The organism is Porphyrobacter sp. SLTP, from assembly GCF_009905735.1.
In the GTDB taxonomy this organism is placed as follows: Bacteria; Pseudomonadota; Alphaproteobacteria; order Sphingomonadales; family Sphingomonadaceae; genus Erythrobacter.
Genome location: NZ_JAAALE010000005.1, coordinates 118,463 through 140,883, shown reverse-complemented (window position 1 = coordinate 140,883; position 22,421 = coordinate 118,463). Strand labels below are relative to the sequence as shown.

Annotated in this window: 19 protein-coding genes and 1 tRNA gene; 8 read left to right on the top strand and 12 right to left on the bottom strand. The window is 64.4% G+C overall.

Going from position 1 to position 22,421, the window contains the following annotated elements:
• Positions 1 to 9: 9 nt before the first annotated feature.
• Positions 10 to 330: a thioredoxin gene (trxA, locus tag GVM20_RS06035; protein WP_101793476.1), complete on the top strand. Its 321-nt coding sequence runs from the start codon at positions 10 to 12 to the stop codon at positions 328 to 330.
• A gap of 72 nt (positions 331 to 402) precedes the next feature.
• On the opposite strand, the gene GVM20_RS06030 is transcribed toward trxA, so the two are convergent.
• Positions 403 to 1,197 carry an inositol monophosphatase family protein gene (locus GVM20_RS06030; protein ID WP_166546385.1) on the bottom strand — a complete coding sequence of 265 codons (795 nt, stop codon included), beginning with the start codon at positions 1,195 to 1,197 and terminating at the stop codon, positions 403 to 405.
• Positions 1,194 to 2,420, bottom strand: coding sequence for a bifunctional glutamate N-acetyltransferase/amino-acid acetyltransferase ArgJ (argJ, locus tag GVM20_RS06025; RefSeq protein WP_166546384.1), 1,227 nt, complete (start codon positions 2,418 to 2,420; stop codon positions 1,194 to 1,196). Before argJ ends, GVM20_RS06030 begins: the two co-directional genes overlap by 4 nt.
• Positions 2,421 to 2,507: 87 nt before the next feature.
• On the opposite strand from argJ, the gene GVM20_RS06020 reads away from it, so the two are divergent.
• The 3 genes from GVM20_RS06020 (at position 2,508) to GVM20_RS06010 (ending at position 6,465) form a co-directional block, all read left to right on the top strand.
• The gene (locus GVM20_RS06020) at positions 2,508 to 2,783 is read left to right on the top strand and encodes a hypothetical protein (protein ID WP_166546383.1); all 276 of its coding nucleotides are present in this window, start codon (positions 2,508 to 2,510) and stop codon (positions 2,781 to 2,783) included.
• 120 nt (positions 2,784 to 2,903) lie between these two features.
• Entirely contained in the window at positions 2,904 to 5,666 is a 2,763-nt protein-coding gene (gene secA / locus GVM20_RS06015; RefSeq protein ID WP_166546382.1) for a preprotein translocase subunit SecA, read from the top strand.
• A gap of 43 nt (positions 5,667 to 5,709) precedes the next feature.
• Positions 5,710 to 6,465 (top strand): sulfite exporter TauE/SafE family protein, encoded by a 756-nt coding sequence (locus GVM20_RS06010; protein WP_166546381.1) that lies wholly within the window; start codon positions 5,710 to 5,712, stop codon positions 6,463 to 6,465.
• A gap of 50 nt (positions 6,466 to 6,515) precedes the next feature.
• Here GVM20_RS06010 and GVM20_RS06005 read toward each other — a convergent pair whose 3' ends face one another.
• The 3 genes from GVM20_RS06005 to GVM20_RS05995 all read right to left on the bottom strand — a co-directional run bounded on the left by GVM20_RS06005 (position 6,516) and on the right by GVM20_RS05995 (position 7,890).
• A complete protein-coding gene (locus tag GVM20_RS06005) occupies positions 6,516 to 6,656 on the bottom strand; it encodes a hypothetical protein (RefSeq protein ID WP_166546380.1) in 141 nt (46 codons plus the stop codon).
• A 219-nt stretch (positions 6,657 to 6,875) separates the two neighbouring features.
• Positions 6,876 to 6,950, bottom strand: a tRNA-Asn gene (locus GVM20_RS06000).
• Positions 6,951 to 7,095: 145 nt separating this feature from the next.
• Complete coding sequence (locus GVM20_RS05995; RefSeq protein WP_166546379.1) at positions 7,096 to 7,890, bottom strand: NAD kinase; 795 nt, start codon at positions 7,888 to 7,890, stop codon at positions 7,096 to 7,098.
• 132 nt (positions 7,891 to 8,022) lie between these two features.
• On the opposite strand from GVM20_RS05995, the gene GVM20_RS05990 reads away from it, so the two are divergent.
• Positions 8,023 to 8,865, top strand: a complete 843-nt coding sequence (locus tag GVM20_RS05990; protein ID WP_234031880.1) for an EAL domain-containing protein — start codon at positions 8,023 to 8,025, stop codon at positions 8,863 to 8,865.
• 70 nt (positions 8,866 to 8,935) lie between these two features.
• Here the strand turns inward: GVM20_RS05990 and GVM20_RS05985 are convergent, their stop codons facing one another.
• From GVM20_RS05985 to GVM20_RS05970, 4 genes are all read right to left on the bottom strand, one after another.
• A complete protein-coding gene (locus GVM20_RS05985) occupies positions 8,936 to 9,646 on the bottom strand; it encodes a COG3904 family protein (RefSeq protein WP_234031879.1) in 711 nt (236 codons plus the stop codon).
• Positions 9,643 to 10,158, bottom strand: a complete 516-nt coding sequence (locus GVM20_RS05980) for a hypothetical protein (protein WP_353653114.1) — start codon at positions 10,156 to 10,158, stop codon at positions 9,643 to 9,645. Before GVM20_RS05980 ends, GVM20_RS05985 begins: the two co-directional genes overlap by 4 nt.
• A gap of 116 nt (positions 10,159 to 10,274) precedes the next feature.
• A complete protein-coding gene (mfd, locus tag GVM20_RS05975) occupies positions 10,275 to 13,775 on the bottom strand; it encodes a transcription-repair coupling factor (RefSeq protein WP_166546377.1) in 3,501 nt (1,166 codons plus the stop codon).
• A 50-nt stretch (positions 13,776 to 13,825) separates the two neighbouring features.
• Complete coding sequence (locus GVM20_RS05970; protein ID WP_166546376.1) at positions 13,826 to 14,104, bottom strand: FAD assembly factor SdhE; 279 nt, start codon at positions 14,102 to 14,104, stop codon at positions 13,826 to 13,828.
• Positions 14,105 to 14,176: 72 nt separating this feature from the next.
• Between GVM20_RS05970 and recG the strand changes: the two genes are divergently transcribed.
• Positions 14,177 to 16,252: an ATP-dependent DNA helicase RecG gene (gene recG / locus GVM20_RS05965; protein ID WP_166546375.1), complete on the top strand. Its 2,076-nt coding sequence runs from the start codon at positions 14,177 to 14,179 to the stop codon at positions 16,250 to 16,252.
• Here the strand turns inward: recG and GVM20_RS05960 are convergent.
• From GVM20_RS05960 to GVM20_RS05950, 3 genes are all read right to left on the bottom strand, one after another.
• On the bottom strand, positions 16,249 to 16,749 hold the full coding sequence (locus tag GVM20_RS05960; protein ID WP_166546374.1) for a low molecular weight protein-tyrosine-phosphatase: 501 nt from the start codon (positions 16,747 to 16,749) through the stop codon (positions 16,249 to 16,251). The two genes, recG and GVM20_RS05960, sit on opposite strands and share 4 nt — an antisense overlap.
• Before the next feature lie 147 nt (positions 16,750 to 16,896).
• Positions 16,897 to 18,279 (bottom strand): ABC1 kinase family protein, encoded by a 1,383-nt coding sequence (locus GVM20_RS05955; protein ID WP_166546373.1) that lies wholly within the window; start codon positions 18,277 to 18,279, stop codon positions 16,897 to 16,899.
• A 95-nt stretch (positions 18,280 to 18,374) separates the two neighbouring features.
• Complete coding sequence (locus GVM20_RS05950; protein ID WP_166546372.1) at positions 18,375 to 19,148, bottom strand: SDR family NAD(P)-dependent oxidoreductase; 774 nt, start codon at positions 19,146 to 19,148, stop codon at positions 18,375 to 18,377.
• A 78-nt stretch (positions 19,149 to 19,226) separates the two neighbouring features.
• Between GVM20_RS05950 and GVM20_RS05945 the strand changes: the two genes are divergently transcribed.
• Together GVM20_RS05945 and GVM20_RS05940 are read left to right on the top strand one after the other, a co-directional pair.
• A complete protein-coding gene (locus GVM20_RS05945; RefSeq protein WP_166546371.1) occupies positions 19,227 to 19,697 on the top strand; it encodes a DUF3429 domain-containing protein in 471 nt (156 codons plus the stop codon).
• A gap of 110 nt (positions 19,698 to 19,807) precedes the next feature.
• Positions 19,808 to 22,177 (top strand): EAL domain-containing protein, encoded by a 2,370-nt coding sequence (locus GVM20_RS05940; protein WP_166546370.1) that lies wholly within the window; start codon positions 19,808 to 19,810, stop codon positions 22,175 to 22,177.
• Positions 22,178 to 22,421: the final 244 nt, after the last annotated feature.

Here is a 22,421-nt window from a genome sequence, read left to right as displayed (position 1 = left end):
GAATTCGAAATGGCAACCGTCAACGTGACCGATGCAAGCTTTCAGGCCGATGTGCTGGACAGCGACACCCCCGTGCTGGTGGATTTCTGGGCTGACTGGTGCGGCCCCTGCAAGATGATCGCGCCCGCGCTGGAAGAGATCAGCGATGAGCTCGCCGGTCAGGTGAAGATCGCCAAGATCGACATCATGGAGAACACCGATATCGCCGCGCAGATGGGCGTGCAGTCGATCCCGCTGATGGTGCTGTTCAAGAACGGCGAAGCGGTCGCGCGCAAGCTCGGCGCAGCGCCCAAGGGGCAGCTCAAGGCCTGGCTCGAAAGCGAGCTTTGATCAGGCCGTCGTCCCGGGCCTGACCCGGGACCGCTTGAGGCCAGCGATCCCGGCTTTTGCCGGGATGACGCTTCACCCCAGCACCCGCGCGACAAATTCGTCCCAGATCGCGGGGCTCGACGCGCCGACAAGCCCGGGCTTGTCAGCCTCGTCGACCCGGTATTCGCTGCCGTCGAGCCGCGCGGCCTTGCCACCCGCTTCGTTAAGCCAGAGAATGCCCGCAGCGTGATCCCACGCCAGCGTGCGCTTGAAGCTTGAGACATCGTTCTCGCCCAGGGCGAGGCGCGGATATTGTTCGGCGGCGCAGCGCGGAATGTCGACCAGCGTGTAGTGCGGCGCGAGTTTCGCATCGACCATCGCAGATTGCTCGGGGGTGAGGAAAATGCGGCTGACGGCGGAGACGGGGCGATCCTGCCCGGTCGTGCGCGCTGCAATCCGCTCACCATTGACGAAAGCGCCTTCGCCCGCCCGCGTATGGCAAAAGCGGTCCTTGTTCGGATCATAGATCCACCCCGCGACGGCGCGGCCCGCATCGGCCAGTGCGATGATGATCCCGAATGGCTCCTTGCCTTCGGCGAAGTTCGCCGTTCCATCGAGCGGATCGATGATCCAGCATTGGCCGGAGAGGTGATCGAGCACGCTCTTGTCCGCGTGCACCGCTTCTTCGCCCACCACCGCGACACCGGGGGCAAGCTTGGTCAGCGCTTCGGTGAGGAAGGCTTCGACCTCGCGGTCAACGATGGTGACGGGATCGTCCGCGCCCTTCATCTCAACTTCGTGCGCGGCCAGTTGGCGGAAGCGCGGCAGCATCGATCGCTGCGCGGCGAAGCGCATCAGATCGCGGATTTCATCATCGAGCGCGCTCATGAACGGTAATCCGCGTTGATCGCGATGTAGCCGTGGGTGAGATCGCAGGTCCACACCGTGGCGCGGCCTTCGCCGAGGCCGAGATCGACGGCGATGTCGATATCTTCGCCCTTCAGGTGAGCGGTCACCGGGGCTTCGTCATAGCCTTCGACTGGCAAGCCGTCGCGCGCGGCCCAGACTCCGCCGAACGCGATCGAGAGCTTGTCCCGATCGGCCGGTTCGCCCGCCTTGCCGACTGCCATGACCACGCGGCCCCAGTTCGCGTCCTCACCGGCAATCGCGGTCTTCACGAGCGGCGAATTGGCGATGGCGAGTCCGATGCGCCGCGCGCTGCCATCACTGGCCGCGCCGCTCACGCGGATAGTGATGAATTTCGCCGCGCCTTCTCCGTCACGCACCACCAGCTGGGCAAGCTGACGGCACACATCGGCCAGCGCCGCCGCAAAGGCATCAGCGCCGGGGCTGTCCCAGCTGTCGATCCGCGCATTGCCGGCCTGTCCGGTCGCGAACACCATCACCGTATCGCTGGTCGAGGTGTCGCCATCGACCGTGATGCAGCTGAATGTCGCCGCATTGGCGCGTTCGAGCGCGTCTTGGAGGAAGGCCGGGGCCACGTTGGCATCGGTGAAAACATAGCCGAGCATCGTCGCCATATCGGGCGCGATCATGCCGCTGCCCTTGATGATCCCGGCGAGTTCGACGCGGGTGTCGCCAATCATCGCCGAGGCACCGGCGCCCTTGGCGAAGGTATCGGTGGTGCCGATCGCGTTGGTGGCATCCTCCCAGCCGCAGGGCTCTGCCACGAGAGCGGCTTCGATTCCGGCGCGCGCCTTGTCCTTGGGCAGCGGCACGCCGATCACGCCAGTGGAGGACACGAAAACCTCGTCCACGCCGCAGCCCAAGGCCGCGCTCACCTGCGCCTGGATCGCCTCGACCGCCTCACGTCCGCGCCAGCCGGTGAAGGCGTTCGAATTGCCCGCATTGACGATCAGCGCCCGCGCACGGCCCAGCTTCACCGCCTCGCGCCCCAGTTCAACCTCGGACGAGGCACAGGCGCTCTTGGTGAAGACGCCCGCGACGCTGGTGCCTTCGGCCAGTTCGGCAAAGGTCAGGTCACAGCGGTCCCACGTCTTGTACTGTGCACGTGCAACGCGCAGCGTGACGCCCGCGATCGGGGGCAGTTCAGGGAAGGGGCGAGCGAGGGGCGAGCGTGCGATATCCATGGCAAGCGCCTCTAGGCGGGGGCGGCGGCGGCGTAAATCCGCAAATCAGGTGGACGAAACGCGCGCGATTCCCTATCTATGCTTACGATGACCCGGCGTTTTCTTGCCTTTCTGGCCCTGCTTACAGGCCTTGTCGCTCTTGGCGGCCCGGCGCAGGCGTCTTTGGCCGAAGCGCTGGCTTGTGGTTCCAGCATTGCGGCGGCGGCGGGCGATGAGGCGGTTGGCGGCGAGCATGTCGCGGTGCAGCCTGCCCCCGCGACGATCAGCGCCACCCGCGCGGTCGAAGCGCCGCGCCGCGCGCCGGCCAAGCCTGAAGCGCTGCGTCTGCCGGTCCTGATGGGTATCGAACGCGCCTACGAATAGGCGCGCTTTGCTGTTTCCACACTGATTCCGGCGTGCCGGGCCTGAAGGCCGCGCGCTCATTCCCCCTATCCGTTTCGGGCCCGCACGCCGGGCTGCCGTCCGCATCAAAGGTTTGTCCCTATGTTCAATAACGTCATCAAGTCGGTCTTCGGTTCGGCGAATGACCGCTACATCAAGTCCGCGCGCAAGGTGATCGCGCAGGTCAACGCGCTGGAGCCGCAGATTCAGGCGCTCACCGATGCCGAGCTTCAGGATCAGACCGTCAAGCTGCGCGCCCTGATCGACAAGGGTGCAACCCTCGACGAGATCCTGCCCGAAGCCTTCGCCACGGTGCGCGAAGCTTCGGTGCGCGTGTTCGGGATGCGCCACTTCGATGTGCAGCTGATCGGCGGCCTGGTGCTCCACCGCGGCGAGATCGCCGAAATGCGCACCGGTGAAGGCAAGACGCTAATGGCGACGCTGGCGGTCTATCTCAACGCGCTCGAAGGCAAGGGCGTGCATGTTGTCACGGTCAACGATTACCTCGCCCGGCGCGACGCCGCCGAGATGGGCAAGCTCTACAACTGGCTCGGCCTTACGGTTGGCGTGATTGTCCCCGGCATGCCCGAGGAATACAAGCGCGACGCCTACAACGCCGACATCACCTACGGCACCAACAACGAATTCGGCTTCGATTACCTGCGCGACAATATGAAGCACGAACGCAGCGCCATGGCGCAGCGCCCGTTCAACTTCGCGATTGTCGATGAAGTGGACTCGATCCTGATCGACGAAGCGCGCACCCCGCTGATCATCTCTGGCCCGACCGAGGACAAGTCGGAGCTTTACGTCGCGCTCGATCAGGTGGCGCGCGAGATCCCGGTCGAATGGCTCGACATCGACGAGAAGGTGAAGCGCGTCCAGCTGACCGAAGACGGGCTGGAGCAGGTCGAACAGCTGCTGCTCGAAAAGGGCTTGCTGGCCACTGACAACCTCTACGACATCGAGAACACGCAGGTCGTGCACCACCTCGATCAGGCGCTGGTCGCCAACTTCGCCCGCAAGCGTGACACCGATTACATCGTCAAGGACGGCAAGGTTGTCATCATCGACGAATTCACCGGCCGTATGATGGATGGCCGCCGCTGGTCGAACGGGCTGCACCAGGCGGTCGAAGCCAAGGAAGGCGTGCGGATCGAGCCGGAGAACCAGACGCTCGCTTCGATCACCTTCCAGAACTACTTCCGCATGTATCCCAAGCTGTCCGGCATGACCGGCACCGCAGCGACCGAAGCGGCGGAATTCTGGGACATTTACAAGGTCGGCGTGGTCGAAATCCCGACCAACCTGCCCGTCGCCCGCATCGACGAGGAAGACGAGTTCTACAAGAATATCGCCGACAAGTTCGGCGCCATCGCCAAGGCGATCAAGGAGAAGCAGGAAATCGGCCAGCCGGTGCTGGTCGGCACGGTTTCGATCGAGAAGTCCGAACTGCTCAGCCAGTATCTCGACAAGGAAGGCGTGACGCACTCGGTGCTCAACGCCCGCTTCCACGAGCAGGAAGCCCGCATCGTGGCGCAGGCCGGACGCTTCGGTGCCGTCACCATCGCCACCAACATGGCGGGGCGCGGGACCGACATCCAGCTGGGCGGCAATATCGAATACCGCATCCTCGACGAATTGGCCGACATGCCCGAAGGCCCGGAGCGTGATGAAGCAATTTCCCGCATCAAGGCCGAAGTGGCAGCAGAAAAGGATCGGGTGAGGGCGGCCGGCGGCCTGTTCGTGCTCGGCACCGAACGTCACGAATCGCGGCGGATCGACAACCAGCTGCGCGGCCGTTCGGGTCGTCAGGGCGACCCCGGCCTGTCGCGCTTCTACCTGTGCCTTGAGGATGACCTGCTGCGCATCTTCGGCCCCGACACGCTGTTTTCGAAAATGATGAAATCGAACCTCGCCGATGGTGAGGCGATCGGTTCCAAGTGGCTGTCGAAGGCGATCGAGACCGCGCAGAAGAAGGTCGAATCCCGCAACTACGACATGCGCAAGCAGGTGGTGGAATACGACGACGTCATGAACGACCAGCGCAAGGTGGTCTACGAACAGCGCTCCGAGATCATGGACAGCGAGGCGGTGGACGATGTGGTGCTCGACATGCGGCACGACACGATCAATGCCATCGTCGGCACCGCGTGCCCGCCGGGCTCCTATCCCGAACAATGGGACGTGGCCGGCCTCAAGGCCCGCGCTGAGGATGTGCTGGGCTTCAATCCGCCAATCGATGACTGGCTGGCCGAGGATGAGGTTGAGCCTGAACTGATCGAGGAACGGCTGCGCGAACTGACCGACGCGATGATGGAGGAAAAGATCGCCGCGTCCGATCCCGCGATCTGGCGGATTGTCGAAAAGGACGTGCTGCTGCGCCAGCTCGATCACCACTGGAAGGAACACCTCGCCACGCTGGACGCGCTGCGTCAGGTGATCTGGATGCGCGGCATCGCGCAGAAGCAGCCGATCAACGAATACAAGCAGGAAGCTTTCGCCCTGTTCGAGACGATGCTCGAAACCCTGCGCGAGGAAGTGACCAAGATCCTGTTCCGCTCCGAACTGCGTGTCGAACAGCCGCAAATGCAGGCGCTGCCCGATCTGCCCGATTTCCTGACCGGCCACATCGATCCCTTCACCGGCATGGACAATTCAGCCGACGGTGACGGGTCGGAACTGCGGCCCGAATTGTTCGGCTCGCTCGCCGGAAGCCCGCGTGCGGCGACGGGGCCGGGCGGGGCGAACACCGACAACCCCTTTGCCAACCTCGACATCAGCCGGAATGCCCCGTGCCCGTGCGGATCAGGCAACAAGTACAAGCATTGCCACGGCGCAATCGCCGCCGCGCAAATCGTCTGACCGGCGCGCGCTGGCTTAGGCGGGGGCAGAGGGCGAGGCTGTGATGATCGGGGCGGTCCCGGCGCTCCTGGCGCTCGCCTTTCTGGTCACTGCGCTACTCTATGCCAGCGTGGGGTTTGGCGGCGGGTCGACCTATTCGGCGCTGCTGGCGCTGTCGGGGCTCGATTACCGCCTGCTCCCGCTGGTCTCGCTCGCCTGCAATATCGTGGTGGTGACCGGCGGTTCGATCCGCTTCGCCCGCGCGGGGCTGACCCCGTGGAAAAAGGCGCTGGTGATCGTGGCACTCGGCGCGCCGGCCAGCTTCCTTGGCGGGCTGACCCCGATCAAGGAGGCGACCTTCCTGACGCTGCTGGGTGCCAGTCTGGTGCTGACCAGCCTTTTCATGCTGGTGCCAGTGCGAGAAAATGCCGAGGGCGCGCCGACCCGCTTCGCGCGGTGGATGCCGCTCGCCGCCGCGCCGCTCGGCTATTTTGCCGGGTTGGTGGGGATCGGCGGCGGGATTTTCCTCAGCCCCCTGCTGCATCTTGCACGCTGGCACGAAGCCCGCGGGATCGCGGCGACGGCGAGCCTGTTCATTCTCGTCAATTCGCTGTTCGGGCTGGCCGGGCAGATGGTAAAGAACGGCCCCGATCTGTTCGGGCAGGCGCTTGGCGCGGCGCTGCCCTTGCTGATCGCGGTGGTGATCGGAGGGCAGGTGGGTAGCCTGATGGCGACCCGCGTGCTTCCGCCGCAGTGGATCCGCTGGCTGACCGCGCTGCTGGTCCTGGTGGTCGGTGTACGGCTGCTGATCGGCGTTTAGGCGGCAGATGGGGTAGCAGCGGCAACCCATCCCGGATCATCACCAGGCCGCTAGGCCTGCTCGCCGTCTGATGAGTCCGGCTTCGTGATCTTGGCCTCCAGCGATTCCTGCGCCAGCTTGTCCTCTGCGGCCTTGCGGGCCGACTTTGTGCGCGCACGCTTGTGGGGGGTCGGTTCATCAGTCGCTGCCATATGCGCCTCCTGACGGCGGGGAGAGGCGCGTAGCAATAAACTGATCTATGTGAAAACCGAAGAGCAAATCCGCGCCGCGTCTTTGAAGTGGCCCGGGCGTTCTAGCACCCCCGGTCAGTCAGCACCCGATGCCCCATCGCCCAACCGGCGATCCACCGCGCGACCCTCACACGACGCAGGGACCTTCGGGAACGAAGCTGACTTTCTGAGAAAGGAAGTTGGCTCCCCGAGTAGGATTCGAACCTACGGCCAAGTGATTAACAGTCACCTACTCTACCGCTGAGCTATCGGGGAGCAACTCTTCCAAGCGGTCTCAGGAAGAGCGGAAGCGCGCCTATATGGGGCGGTGGGGATGATTGCAAGAGGGTTTTGAACGGCTATCGCTCGTTCGCCCCATTGCACGCAACGTGATCGCAAGGCGGCGTGGCTTTGGGAAAAACTACGCCGTGATGAACTGCTCGGCCACGATCCGTTCCTCAAGGCTCTGGCCCGGATCGAACAGCAGCGTGAGGGCGCTGTCCTGCGCGATTTCGAGCCGGACTTCGGCGATGTCGCGCAGTTCCTTCTGGTCGGCGACTGCGGCCACCGGGCGCTTGGCCGGGTCGAGCACGCGCAGGACGATCTTCATCCGGTCCGGTAGGATCGCCCCCTTCCAGCGTCGCGGGCGGAACGGGCTGATCGGGGTCAGCGCCAGCATCTTGCTGTCCAGCGGCAGGATCGGGCCATTGGCCGAAAGGTTATAGGCGGTCGATCCCGCAGGCGTCGCCACCAGCACCCCGTCACACACGAGCTCCCGAATCCGCACCCGGTCACCCACGGTGACTTCAATCTTCGCGGTCTGACGGGTTTCGCGCAGCAGCGAGATTTCGTTGATCGCGCTCATCACATGGGTTTCGCCGTCCTGCGTCACCGCCTCGACCCGCAAGGGCGAGATTGTCCAGTGGCGCGCCTTGTTGACCCGCGTGGCAATCGCCGCGCGCCGGTCATACCGGTTCATCAGGAACCCGACCGTGCCAAGGTTCATCCCGAAGGCCGGGATCACGCGGCCCGCATCGAGCATCGCGTGCAGGGTCTGAAGCATGAACCCGTCACCGCCGAGCACGACGACGGCATCGGCCTCGTCGAGTGGCACCCAGTCGCCCTGGCTCAGCAGCGCATCATGGGCTTCCTGCGCGCGTGCCGTGTCCGACGCGAGCAGCGCCAACCGCTCAAAGCTCGTACCATTGCTCGCCATTCAACCCCCTCCGGCAGCGCTCGCCACTTATCCCCGGCGCATCGCTCGGCGTCATCCCTGATGTGCCAGATTCGGGCGGATTGCAATTGATGCGAGGCAGGCTTGCATTCAAGGGTTAAGGGGGAGCGGGGCATGAGGAATGTAATGGAACAGGGTCGGACATCCTTGCGGGGCGCGGTGCGCGGGCGCTTTCCGGGCGTGAGCCCTGACGTGCTCGAAGCGGACCTGCTGAGCGCGCTCGACCGGCGTGAGATCGAAGTGCTGTTCCAGCCGCAATTCTCCTGCGTGACGGGCGCAGTGGTGGGGGCCGAGGCGCTGGCGCGCTGGCGGCATCCGACACTGGGCGCCATCGGCGCGCGCGATCTGTTCGCCGTGGCCGAGAAGGCCGCATTGGTCGCCCCGCTGTCGCGCCACGTGGTCGCCCGCGCTCTGGAGGATGCGGCGACCTGGCCGGACAATCTCACCCTGTCGCTCAATATCACGCCTGAGGAATTGGGCGACCCGCGCTTTGCTGCCGATTTCGCCGCGCTGATCGGCCGTTCGGAAATCGCGCCGCAGCGGCTGATGCTGGAGATCACCGAGGATTTGCTGCTGCGTAACCTCGCCCAAGCGGCGTCCGCGCTGAAGGCGCTGCGAGGGCTGGGCTTCCGCACCGCGCTCGACGACTTCGGCGCAGGGTTCTGTAACTTCCGCTACCTGCGCGAACTGCCGCTGGATGCGCTGAAGCTCGACAAGGCGATGGTCGAAGGCGTGCCGGGCGACGCGACCGCACTCGCCGTGCTGCGCGCGATCGTCGCGCTGGGCCGGGCGCTGGGCCTCGCGGTCTATGCCGAGGGGATCGAGGATGAAATCCAGCGCGCAGCGATCACCGCGGAAGGCTGCGACTATTGGCAAGGCTTCCTGCGCGCCCAACCGATGCCGAGCGAGAGCGTGCTGGCACTGGCCCGCACGGCGCGCGGCATGGGGCACGGGTGAGGGGGGAGGTCCGCGCGGCGCCCGCTAGTCTGCTGCTCTGGCTCTCTGCGAACTTGCAAGATCGCGCCCCTCAGGGGGCCGGCTTTTCGACCGGCATCACATTGTATTCGCGCACTTCGGCTTGGCTGAGGCAATAGCGCGTGCTCGGATTGCCGTCGCGCTTCACGGCCTGCTGCTTGTACATGATGTCGGTCAGCAGCTTGCGGCTGATGCCCATGCGGATCAGAAAATCATTATCCTCGCTTGCCAGCATTGCGGAGGATTGTTCGATGCTGGTGATCAGCTCGGTGGTCGCCTTGCTCCCTTCGATCACCACTTCATCGATCAGCGCGCGGTCATTCGTGTGGGTGAACATGTGAACCATGAAGACCCCGCCTTCGTCGATGACCCGTCGGTCCCCGCCCATGAAGACGAAGTTGCAGGCTGAAAAGCATGTCCAGCCCGAAGGCACCCGGGTCAGCATCCCGCGATAGGACCGGATGACCCGCCCCGCCTCGTTCCCTGCGCTGACATCGCCGCCGCGCGAACGAAGCCAGATTTCCTCGATCCGGTCGTCCGCCTCGATTGCCGCCTTCAACCGGGTCGGCAAGGTCGGATCAATCGCGCCTTCGGCCAGCAAGACTCGCTTGCCGCCACGCTGCACCGTTTTCAGCGTCATCGGCGTTTTGGGCCCGAAATCGGGATTGGCGGGACAGGTGGGATTGTCGGGATCCATCGCGGTCGCGCCCGTCAGCATCACGAGCGCGGCCAGCATGGCCAAGACGCGGATGCCGCGCATCATGCGATGATCGAGTAGCGCGCGGAACCGGGGGCCCGGCACATCCGCTTGTCCGCACGGGTTTCCTCGCCCTGAACGATCACGACATCGGTCACGGTGATGCAATCGAGATCGCCGCTCGCCCGTTCGCGTCTGGTGACGGTGGAGGTGCCGCTCACATCATCGCGCGTGGCCGAGCTCCATGATGCGCTGGACCCCACTTGCGCCGCACCGTCCTCTGTTTCGGCGCGGGTGGCTTGGAGCGTCGCTTCGGCGGCTTGCTTCTGCTCTTCGGGGTCTAACCGGCAAGCTATGCTTTCGGTCAGCTGGTCGGAAAATGCCGGGACCGGGACAAACGAGGGGAGGCGAGCCTTGCGCGCCATATCTCTGACCGCGCCGCCAAGAAGGCCACCTACCACGCCGCGCGCCGCGTCGCCCTTTTTGCCCTCGCCGCAGGTGTCAGCGCGATCCGCCCCGCGCTTGCCGCGGCTAAGCAAGGTGCCGAGTTGCGCCTGCGCCGGCATGGACGTTGCCACCAGGGCCAACGCGCCTGTGAGAAGGGTAAGCTTTGCTCCAAAAGCTGGCATGGCGTCCCTCCCTCCGATCTTCAAAAACTACGCCTCGGATGCCGTGAGGTCAATCAAGCCGGCCCTCACGCCGCCTTCTTCGCCTTGCTCGCCCGCTTGACGATCCCGGAGAGCCCCTTGGTCAACTGGAACAGCCCGTTGAGACGGCTCAGCGGATCGGCCCAGGCGCGGTTGATCACCAGCTTCATGTCCGGGCGCAGCTTGGCGGTATCCTTGCCGCCCTCATTGAGCCGCTCGACATAGGCGATCAGTCCCACGGGATCGGGGAAATCGTCGTTGTGGAAGGTGACGAGCGTCCCGCGCGCGCCGACATCGATCTTGGCAACGCAGGCAAGGATCGCCTGATGCTTGATCTCGATCAGGCGGATCAGGTTTTTGGTCGGCTGCGGCAGGTCGCCGAAGCGGTCGATCATCTCGGCGGCAAGGCTTTCGATCTCGTGCTGTCCTTCGGCCTGATTGAGGCGGCGGTAGAGCGCCATGCGGACCGCGAGGTCGGGGACGTAGTCCTCGGGGATCATGATCGGCGCATCGACGGTGATCTGTGGAGTGAGCTTGTCGCGCGGCTTGTCGAGGCCCATCTCGCCCGCCTTGGCAGCCATGATCGCCTCTTCCAGCATCGCCTGATAGAGTTCGAACCCGACCTCGCGGATATGGCCAGATTGCTCGTCGCCCAGCAGATTGCCCGCCCCGCGAATGTCGAGATCGTGGCTGGCGAGCTGGAACCCGGCGCCGAGACTGTCGAGGTCGCCGAGCACCTTGAGCCGCTTCTGCGCGACTTCCGACAGAGACACGCCCGCCTCGTGCGTCAGATAGGCATAGGCGCGCAGCTTGGCCCGGCCCACGCGGCCACGCAGCTGGTAAAGCTGGGCGAGACCGAAGCGGTCGGCGCGGTGGATGATGATGGTATTGGCCGAGGGAATGTCGAGCCCGCTTTCGACGATGGTGGTCGACAGCAGCACGTCATACTTGCGGTCATAGAAGGCGCCCATGCGTTCCTCGACCTCGCTGGGCGACATCTGGCCGTGGGCAGAGACGGATTTGATCTCTGGCGCGTGTTCGCGCAGCCATTCCTCGACATCGGCCATGTCGGAGATACGCGGCACGACGATGAAGCTTTGCCCGCCGCGATGATGTTCGCGCAGCAGAGCCTCGCGCATCACCATGTCGTCCCACTCCATCACGTAAGTGCGCACCGCGAGCCGATCGACAGGTGGGGTCTGGATCGTGGAGAGTTCGCGCAGGCCGGACATCGCCATCTGGAGCGTGCGCGGGATCGGTGTCGCGGTGAGGGTGAGCACGTGCACATCGGCGCGCAGCTGCTTCAGCTTTTCCTTGTGGGTGACGCCGAACCGCTGCTCCTCGTCCACGATCACGAGGCCGAGATTTTTGAACTTGGTCGATTTGGACAGGATCGCATGGGTGCCCACCACAAGGTCAACCTGACCGTTCTCCAGCCCCTCACGGGTCTCAGCCGCTTCCTTCGCGGTGACCAGCCGTGACAGGCGACCGACATTGAGCGGGAAACCTGCAAACCGCTCGGCGAAGTTCTGGTAATGCTGGCGGGCGAGCAGGGTCGTTGGCGCAACGATGGCGACTTGTTGCCCATTCATTGCGGCAACAAAGGCGGCCCGTAGCGCGACTTCGGTCTTCCCGAAGCCGACATCGCCGCACACCAGCCGGTCCATCGGGCGGCCACTTTCCAGATCGCCCAGCACATCGGCAATGGCGCGTTCCTGATCCTCGGTCTCGGACCACGGGAAGCGGTCGGTGAATTGGCCGAGGGTCGCAGGATCGGCGGGGAGGGAAGGGGCCTGCCTGAGCGCACGCGCCGCGGCGACCTGCATCAACTCCCCCGCGATGGCAGTGATGCGTTCCTTGAGCTTGGCGCGGCGGCGCTGCCATGCCTCACCGCCAAGCCGATCCAGTTGGACAGCGAGCTCGGACGAGCCATAGCGGCTGAGCACGTCGATATTCTCGACCGGGATGAACAGCTTGTCCCCGCCGGCATATTCCAGCGCGACGCAATCGTGCTGGCTTTTGCCGACCGGGATCGGTTCGAGGCCGAGGTAACGCCCGATCCCGTGCTCGATATGCACCACCAGATCGCCGCGCGACAATGCCTGAAGTTCGGCGAGAAACGCATCGGAATCCTTGCGCTTTTTCTTGCGCCGGACGAGCCGGTCCCCGAGAATGTCGGCTTCGGTCAGGACTTCCAGCGTGTCGCTGGCGAACCCCGTTTCAAGCGGCAGGACGACCACGGCAGTCTTGTTCTTCGCCGCCAGCCCGAGCGCCTGTTGCCAGCTTTCCGCCAACGCGGTGGGGGCACCCGCTTCGTCAAGGATCGACGCAATGCGGCGGGCCGAACCAGTAGAATAGGCCGCCACCAACGACTTGCGCGACCCCTTCGCCACCGACTTCAGGTGCTTGGCAGCGGCTTCATAGACATTCTCGCCGCGCCCGCGTTCCGGCGTAAAGTCGCGGGCGGAGCGGAACCCGAAATCGAGCGTGCCTGCCTTTTCCTCGCTGGCAAAGCCGGTCGCGCGGTGGGCGGGCATGGCCGCGAGGCCCGCGTCGAATTCGGCGCGGGTCAGGTACAATGCATCGGGCTTCAGCGGGCGGTAGCTGCCCTTCTTCTCGCTCGCGATCCGGCCGCGCTGCTGGTGGTAATCGGCAATGTCATTGAGCCGTTCTTCCGCTGCACCCAGAGCGCCCTGGTCGATGATGACGACATCATCCTTGGCGAGGTGATCGAACAGGCTTGCCATCCGATCTTCGAACAGCGGAAGCCAGTGCTCCATCCCTGCCAGCCGCCGCCCTTCGGACACGGCTTCGTAAAGCGGGTCCTGCGTGGCGTTCGCGCCGAACAACTCGCGGTAACGGCTGCGGAAACGCTTGATGCTTTCCTCGTCGAGCAGCGCCTCGGAAGCGGGGAGCAGCAGGTGTTCGTCGATCCGCTCCACGGTGAGCTGCGTGGCAGGATCGAACAGACGCAAGCTCTCCAGTTCGTCCCCGAAGAAATCGAGCCGTAGTCCGGCATCCAGACTGGAGGGGAAGATGTCGACAATCGAGCCGCGCACCGCGAATTCGCCGTGGTCGATCACTGTGTCGGTGCGACCGTAACCCTGACGCACCAGCAGCGCGGCGAGGCTTTCGTGCCCGATGGTCGTGCCGACGCGGAATTCGCGCACGCTCTCGCGCACTCGGAACGGAGTGAGCACCCGTTGCAGCACGGCGTTGACCGTGGTCATCAACAATTGCTGCGCGCTGCCCGGTTGCTGCAAGCGGTGCAACGCGGCGAGGCGTTCGGCACTGATCGTCAGCGCCGGGCTCGCCCGGTCATAGGGCAAGCAGTCCCACGCGGGAAAAGCGATCACCTCGATCTCGGGCGCAAAGAAACGTGCCGCTTCAGCCGAAGCGCGCATCGCCGCATCGTCGGGCGCGATGAACACCGCCCGGCGCTTCGCCGCCCGCGCCAGGTCGGACAGCACCAACGGCAGGCTCCCGCGCGGGAGCGAAGCGAGGGTCAGCGGTTCACGGGCCGCGAGGATGCGGTTGAGATCGGGCATAGGTTTCCAGTCAAGCGGCGCGAGGCCGAAGGGTTCCCGCGCAGACCCCTTCAGCGCGGGATGTCGACGTAATCGAGCTTCTGCATCACCACCAGCAAATCGCCCGCCAGATGCTCCGGCGGCGGCTGCGAACCGAGCGCCCAGGCCATTACATCGACGTCATCTTCGTCGAGCAGGGCCTCGAACCACGCCAAGTCGGCCTCGCCCCAGGTGGCGTGGTAGCGATCAAAATAGCCGCCGATCATGTAATCAGCCTCACGCGTGCCGCGGTGCCAGGCGCGGAACTTCGCGCGGGCGAGGCGCTGTTCGAAGGAGGGCGTTTCGGTCATGGCGATCACCTAGCCACAGGCTTGCGCAGGCACAACTCGCAAAGACGCAATCGGGGTGATAGCGAATGCACCATGCGCCCCGAGGCTCTCAACCCGCTGTTCGCCGAAGTCACGACGCTGGAAGGCGTCGGACCGAAGCTGATGAAGCCGCTCGAAAAGCTCGGCCTGACGCGGGTCAAGGATGTCGCTTATCACTTGCCCGAACGCTTCGTCAGCCGCCAAGCGATTGCCGATCTCGATTCCGGCAGCGAGGGCGAGCAGGTGATTGTTGCGCTCACCGCCATCGAACACCGCGCCCCGCGGGCCGGGAGCCGCGGGCCGTACCGCGTGCTGGCGCAGGATGCGGTTGGCAATGTCTGCACGCTGACGTGGTTCGGTAAGGCGGCTTACAGTGCAAAGAAGCTGGTGCCGGTGGGGGAGAAGCGTTGGGTGGCGGGGCGGCTCGACCGCTATGGCGACATGCTCCAGATCGTTCACCCCGATCATATCGAGGCGGAAAGCGCCGCCAATATGGGCCGCCTGAGCGAGCCGGTCTATCGCCTGTCGGACGGGCTGACCCAGCCGCGCATCGCCGATTTTGTCCGCCAGTCGCTGAACCGCCTTCCGGCGCTGCCCGAATGGATCGAACCGGGGCAACTGGAGCGCGCGGGTTGGCCCGCCTGGGCCGATGCGCTGCGACTGGGGCATGAAACCACCGACGCCAAAGCGCTCGACCGGCTTGCCTATGACGAGCTGCTGGCGAACAGCCTCGCCTTGCTGCTGGTCAAAGCCGAGGGGCGGCGGCGCAAGGGACAGGCGTTGGCGGGCGACGGGAGTCTGCGCGCCAAGCTGCAACTGCCCTTCGCGCTGACGGGCGCGCAGGCGCGCTCGATTGCCGAGATCGCGGGCGATATGGCGCAGGAAGCGCCGATGCTGCGTCTGCTCCAAGGCGATGTCGGTGCGGGCAAGACCGTGGTCGCGCTCAATGCGATGCTGATCGCGGTTGAATCGGGAAAGCAGGCCGCCTTGCTCGCGCCGACGGAGATTCTTGCTCGGCAGCACTTCGAGACCTTGCGCAAGATGCTCGGGCCGACGGGGGTCGAGATCGCGCTGCTGACCGGTCGGGCGAAGGGGCGGGAGCGCGAGTCCATTCTGATGGGGTTGATGGATGGCTCAATCCAGATGCTGGTCGGCACCCATGCGATCTTTCAGGACACCGTCAACTACCGCGATCTGGGGCTGGTGGTGATTGACGAGCAGCACCGCTTTGGTGTGGCGCAGCGACTGGCCCTTGCGGCCAAGGGCAGGCGTGCGCCGCATACGCTGGCGATGACCGCAACCCCGATCCCGCGATCGCTGACGCTGGCGCAATATGGCGAGATGGACGTGAGCCGGCTCGACGAACTGCCACCCGGTCGGCAGGCGATTGACACGCGCGTGGTGCCGCAGGAACGGATGGACGAGGTCGTCGCCGGGGTCGAACGCCACCTTGCGAGCGGGCAGCAGGCCTATTGGGTGTGCCCGATGGTGCGTGAGATCGACGGTGTGCCCGATCTGGCCGATATCGCTGCGGCCGAGGCGCGCTATGCGGCACTGAAGGAGCGGTTTGGCGAGGCCGTGGTGCTCGTCCACGGCCAGCTCCGCCCCGAGGTCAAGGATGCGGCGATGGAGCGTTTCGCCAGCGGGCAGGCGCGGTTGCTGGTGGCCACTACGGTGATCGAGGTCGGGGTCGACGTGCCGTCCGCCACGCTGATGGTGATCGAGCAGGCTGAACGGTTCGGTCTTGCCCAGCTTCACCAGCTGCGCGGTCGTGTCGGGCGGGGAGCGGAAAAATCAACCTGCCTGCTGCTACGCGGCAGTGCGCTGTCCGAAACGGGCCGCGCGCGGCTTGCCCTGATGCGGGAGACGCAGGACGGTTTCCGGATCGCCGAGGAAGACCTCGCCCTGCGCGGTGGCGGCGAATTGCTCGGCACGCGGCAATCCGGGGAGGCGGCGTTCAGGATCGCCAATCTGGAACAGATGCAGCGCCTCTTGCCGATTGCGCACGGCGATGCACGGCTGCTGATGGATCGTGACGGCGGGCTCACTAGCCCGCGCGGAGAGGCCGCACGATTGCTGCTTTATCTGTTCGAACGCGACTGGGGGGTGCAGTTGCTGCGCGGTGGCTAGGCCCGCTGCTGCACGCCTTCGCGGATGAAGCGGTCAACCCAGGCACCTGTGCCGAGCGAGATCACGCGCCACGCTTCCTCGAACGCGGCGGTATCACCGTAATAGGGATCGGCGACGGGCTCACCCCGGCGACCATCGACCGCGTCCATCAGCATCGCCAAGGTGGCCGTGCCATCGCGCGGCGCGCGGGCGCGCAGACCTTCGAGATTGGCGCGGTCCATCGCGATGATGTGGCTGAACCGGTAGAAATCATCGCGCTCGATCTGCCGTGCCGACTGTCCGGTGATGTCGATACCATTCAGACTGGCGATGGCGATGGCACGCGGATCGGGCTGGCTGCCGACGTGATAGGACGCAGTTCCGGCGGAATCGACATGAAACGGAAACTGCCGCTCCAGCGCGGCCGCGCGGAACGCACCCTCCGCCATCGGTGACCGGCAGATATTGCCGAGACACACAAACAAGACGCCGACCCTGTGCTCAAATCCCCCATGCATTAGGGTGCGTTAGTATAAAATATCATGCCTGTCCACGCCCTATCATCTTGGTTTAATGCAGAACATGCATCTTTGTTGGCCAGTGTTAGAAGGACCAGCGAAGATCGAAGCGTCCGGCGTGCCTTGGCCGAGCGGGGGTGGCCCAGCCTAAGCTGCGGCGGCGGGAAGCGGCGCGGTGGTCGCCAGAACGTCCTCGGTGATCCGCCGAATATTGACCTTCGCCTTCAGTCTCGCACCCAGCAATGCGGTGCCAGAAACCTTGCGCTGGACGAACAATGTTTCAATCGGCGGGAAGGCCCATGTGTCCTTGTCCTGGGCGATGGCATAGCCTTCATCGCGCAGCAGCGGGATAAACGCCCGGTCGCCGAAATCGAAGGGCGCATCCTCGCGCATTTCGCCAATCACGATCTCGATCATCTTGTTGACCCGCTCGGGGTGCTTTTCAGCGACAATCGGCATCATGAAACCGGCTTCAATGGTGGCGGCGAGGACTTCCTCGGCGTTGCCGCGCAGGCCGGCGGTGAGCATCTTGCGATAGCCGTTCGACACCATCGGATCGACCGGTCGGCATGCCCCGAAGTCGAGCAGGATGATCTCGCCCGTCTCCCGCCGGTAGCGGAAGTTGGCGAAGTTGGGGTCGGTCTGCATGACGCCGAAATCGAACAGCTCGCGCGCGACCAGCCGTATCAACCGGGCGAAGACCTCGTCGCGGCGTTCGGGCGGCTCGTTGCCGAGTTCCTCGATGCTCACCCCGTCTTCAAAGCTCATCGCCAGGATCGACCCGCGCGTCAGGCCTTCGTGCAGGCGGGGCACGACGAAGCCCGGCGTGCCCGCCAGCCGCTCACGATACATCGCCATCTGCGCGCCTTCGCGGGTGTAATCGGCCTCCTCGTGGAGCTGTTGCTTGGCGGCCGCCATCAGCTTGCCCATCTCCAGCTCGGGCGGGGCGAAGCCGGCCACCTTCAGGAGGGTCATCACATTATCGACGTCGGAATCGATGCTCCTGGCGACGCTGGGATACTGCACCTTGATCGCCAGTTCCTCGCCATCGCGGGTCAGGGCCTTGTGGACCTGACCGATGGAGGCAGCGGCGATGGGGCGGGGGTTGAACCAACGGAACTGCTTGCGCCAGTCCGGGCCCCATTCGGCGCGCAGCACAGTATCGAGCTGCTTGGTCGGCATGAAATTGGCCTGATCGCGCAAGGTGGCGAGGATCTTTGACAATTCCTCGGGCAGGAAATCGCCCGCATCAAGGCTGATCATCTGCCCCATCTTCATCGCCGCGCCGCGCAGGTGCGACAGGCGGTCGGTCATCCGCTGGACATTGCCGGGCGTGAGGATCAGGTCGCGGGCGTTGATGCCTTCGCCGCTGGCGATCCGGCGCGCGCCTTCGGCCACCATGCCGCTCGCCACGCCGCCGACCAGCCGCCCGAACGTGCCGAACCGCGCGATCCGCCCTGCAGGAACGGCGCGTTGGCGGCTCTTGTCTTCGGGGAGCTTGTCAAAGTCGGGAATGTCGTCGTCGGCCACGGGGAGGGGTGTTCCAGTTGCGAGAGGCTTTCGCGGGCAACGGATGGGGCGCGCCAGCGTTCCATCTGAAATGGTACCGCTCAGCGGATACTCAACTACGAAATGCTCAGACCGCCGTCGACCGGGAGGCATTGCCCGGTGATGTAATCGGAATGGGGCGAGGCGAAGAACACTGCCAGCCCTTCGAGCCCTGCGTGATCCCCCGGACGGCGTAACGGAATGCGCTTGGCCATCCATTCGCCGAACCGGGGATCGGCACGGGCGGTGATATCGGTCTCGTAAAAGCCGAATAGCAGCGCATTGGCGGTGATCTGGTAGCGCGCGAGTTCGAACGCGGCGGCGCGGGTGAGGCCGTTTACGGCTGCCTTGGACGCGGCGTAATCGGACGAGCGGTTGACTCCCATGATCGACTGCCCGGACGACGTCACGATCAGCTTGCCCCCGGCATCGCCGTCTTGTGCGCGGGCGATCATATGGCGGGTGACGTGCTTGTAGACCAGCGCCGCGCCGCGGGTGTTGACCCCCATGGTGTTGTCCCAGCCTTCGGGCGTGATCTCGGGGATCGCCTGCCCTGCGCCCGGAATTCCGGCATTGGCAAAGCACACATCGACGCGGCCGAGCGTGTCGAGCGTCGCTGCCATGGCGCGGGCAATCGCCGCTTCCTCGGTCACCTCGCAGGCGAGCGCGATAACGCGGCCGGTGCCCAATGCGCCCAACTCTTCCAGCGCGGCGGCGTTCTTCCTGGGATTGCGGGCCCAGATCGCGATATCGGCGCCTGCCTTGGCCAGCCCGCGCGCCATTGCGAGGCCAAGCCCGCCATTGCCGCCGGTGATGATGGCCGCAGTGCCCGTGAGATCGAAGATGTTCATGGGCCTGAGTGGTGGCGCAAACCGGCGTGGCTCGCAAGAGGATCGGGAACCGCAACGCGCGGCAGGGTTTGAGCCGCCATGGACGCAGCAACACCACAATCTCCGCCTTCGCTTTCCCCAGCGGCCCGCGCTTTGGGCTATGCCGGGCTGTTGCCGCAGATCATCTGCATTGCGCTCATCCTGATGGGGCACGAATGGCGCTATTCGGCGCTGGCAGGCGGGTTTGCCTATGCGGCGGCGATCTTCAGCTTTCTGGGTGGGGTTTGGTGGGGCCAAGCGCTCGCCAGCGGCCGCGCGACCAGCGGTGCCTATGTGATCGCCGTCATGCCGAGCCTGTTGACCCTCGCGCTGTTCCTCCCCTGGACATTTGGCTGGGAATGGCCCGGCCCCGCGCTGTTCTATCTGGGGGCGCTGATTCTGGGTTCGCCACTGATCGACCGGGCGCTGGGCTATGCCGCGCCAGACTTTCTGCGACTGCGCCGGCACCTCTCGATTGGGCTCGGCAGCCTGACGATTGCGCTTGGTTTCCTGTCCGACCGGGTGATCTGACCGCGCTGTTTGGGCAGGTGCTTAGGTTAGTGCTGCGCCTGTCGTTTGCGATGAATTAACCAACGTATCCTAGGGACAAGCTTGACTTTGCCCTCGGGAATGCGCGTTTGATGTTCGGAAAGCTTCAGTCTCTGGCCGACACGATACGGCGCACGTTCGGCTTGGCCGGCGAGGAAGTTACTGGATTCAAACAGGAACTAGCGCAGCGTTCGGGGGCCGCCTTGCTGCGCCGCAAACGCACCAAAGTCGCCATACTAGCGGTGCTGTTCGGGGTGGTTTCCTCTGTCATCGAGCTTCCGCTGCCGCTCGAAGATGTCTACCGCGCCGCGCGTGCAGAGCTGCGTTCCCGCCCTGCGCCGCGCGATGTTGTGATGATCGCGATCGACGACAAGACGCTCGCCGCCAACAAGCGCAACCTTCCCAATCGGGTGCAAGATACCAAGGTGGTCGATACGCTGATCGCTTCCGGCGTGCGCCGGGTGGTGTTCGACCGCGCGCATGCCGATCCCGAAACGCCCAAATCCGACGCGATGTTTGCCGACATGCTGGCGCGTCATCAGGGCAAGGTGTGGTTGGGCGTTGTCCCGGCAAGCGATATCGGCTTCCAGAGGGTCGACGAGATCGCGCCGCTCCCAGAATTCCGCAAAACCGTCAATCTCGCAGCGATGAACGGGCGCGCCAATCTTTTCGGCCTGTCTGTGATCTTCCCGACCTCGATTGACCTCGGGGGCAAAAAGGAAGGGTCCATCTCTGCCGTCCTTGCTGATTACCAAGGGCCGGAGCGACTCTATCGGCCCGACACCGCGTTCGATGCTTCGACCGTTCCCTCGTTCAGCTATGTCGATGTGCTGAATGGCCGCGTCCCGGCGGCAGAACTGCGCGGCAAAAACGTTGTGATCGGGCAAGCCTTCTTCGGATCGAGCGACTACTACTTCCTGCCGTTCCGCCCGAACACGAAAGTGCCGGGTTCCTATTTTCATGTTCTTGGCGCGCACACACTGAAGCGCGGCGTGCCGCTTGACTTGATGTGGTACCCGGCGATGCTGCTGGCGACGGTCGCCATGGCGGTGCAGGTGATGAGCCGGCGGCGCGCGTCGAAGTCCTTGCTGATCACGTCGTTCGGGCTGCTGATCGCGACATTCGTGCTCGATGAATTCACCTTCAACATCGACATCATGTCCGCCTTGCTCGCCATGGGGGCGGCCGCCATCGGCTTCCAGAGGATCAATCGCAAATATTACAGCAGTGATGTCGATGCGATGACGACATCGGCGATCGCCTCGGATCGCCCGAGCGAAGAGCGCGACGTCTACGCGCTCAAGATCGCCAATCTCGCCGAGTTTTCGGAAGAATGGACCGCACGTGAGATCGGGGAGTTCGTCAACACGCTCATCGCTTACGTGAAGGGACCGGGCGAAGTCGGCGACGTTGCGTTCGAGCGGGACCTGCTGGTGTGGCTCGCGCCGCGCATGGAGAATGGCGAGCTCGAACGCCATGCCGATGGGCTTGCGATGATGCTGAAGACCGCGATCAGCTATGACTGGCAGTCGTCGAACAGTGCTCCTGCACTCGGGATCGATACCAATCACGACTTGCCGGTCGCCTCGCGGATCAAGAAAGCGATGCAGGCGGCCGACGAAGCCGCGAACCGCGGGGTGCGCTTCATCATCAATGACGCGGCGTATCTCGAAGCGCGCAATAATCGCCTTCAGCTGATCAAGGTGTTGGAAAAGGGCCTGCGCGACCGCGATATCGGTGTGGCCTACCAGCCCAAGATCGACCTGGCGTCAGGCCGGATCGTCGGTGCGGAAACCTTGATTCGCTGGCAGCCCGAGGGTGAGGAGCCGGTCAACCCGCAAGAACTGGTGCTCGCAGCCGAAGCGGGCGACCGGATCAACGAGCTTACCCTGGTTGTGATGGAGCAGGCTCTGCTTGAGGGCAAGCAGGCGATCGCGCTTGATCCGCGCTTCAAGCTGGCGGTCAACATGTCGGCCAAGAGCCTGTCGGATACGCACTTGCTGTTCGATATCATGACCTTGCTGGGCCGCTTCGCCTTCCCGCCCGAGAATTTGACGCTGGAACTGACCGAAACGGCCAAGCTTGAGGATGATCGGATCGCGCCGCAGATCGCGGCGCTAAAGGCGCGTGGTATCGGCCTGTCGATCGACGATTTCGGCACCGGCCAATCCAATCTCGAATATATCGAGAAGCTGCCGAGCTCCGAGCTCAAGATCGACAAGCGCTTCGTGCAGCACATGGCCACATCCGAGGAAAGCCGCGCTGTGGTGCGAGCGACGATTGAGATCGCGCATTCGCTTGGAAAGATCGTCGTCGCAGAAGGCGTCGAGGACATCTCGGTTGCAGCGGCGCTCAAAGCGATGGGCTGCGATCAGGCGCAAGGCTATCTGTTCTCGCGCGCCATTCCGATGGCAGAACTGCTGGCCATGATGGGCGGAGGGCGCATCGCAATTAACGGTTGATTAAGGTTAATAATGTGTTAAATAGCTCCTACAGCTTTTTGCGCTGATAGGAGTGTATTTTATGTGGGGTTGGATCACACACATGTTTGGCAGCCGCTAAGACGGCTCCGTCAGATATAGGAGAAAGCCTCGGGAAACCGGGGCTTTTTTCGTTTCTGGGGCGGCGTTTTCCTAGGCCAAAGGCGCTCCGAACCGGATGGCACGGCCCATTGGTTGCCCCGCGTTTGACGGATCTTCTGGAGAT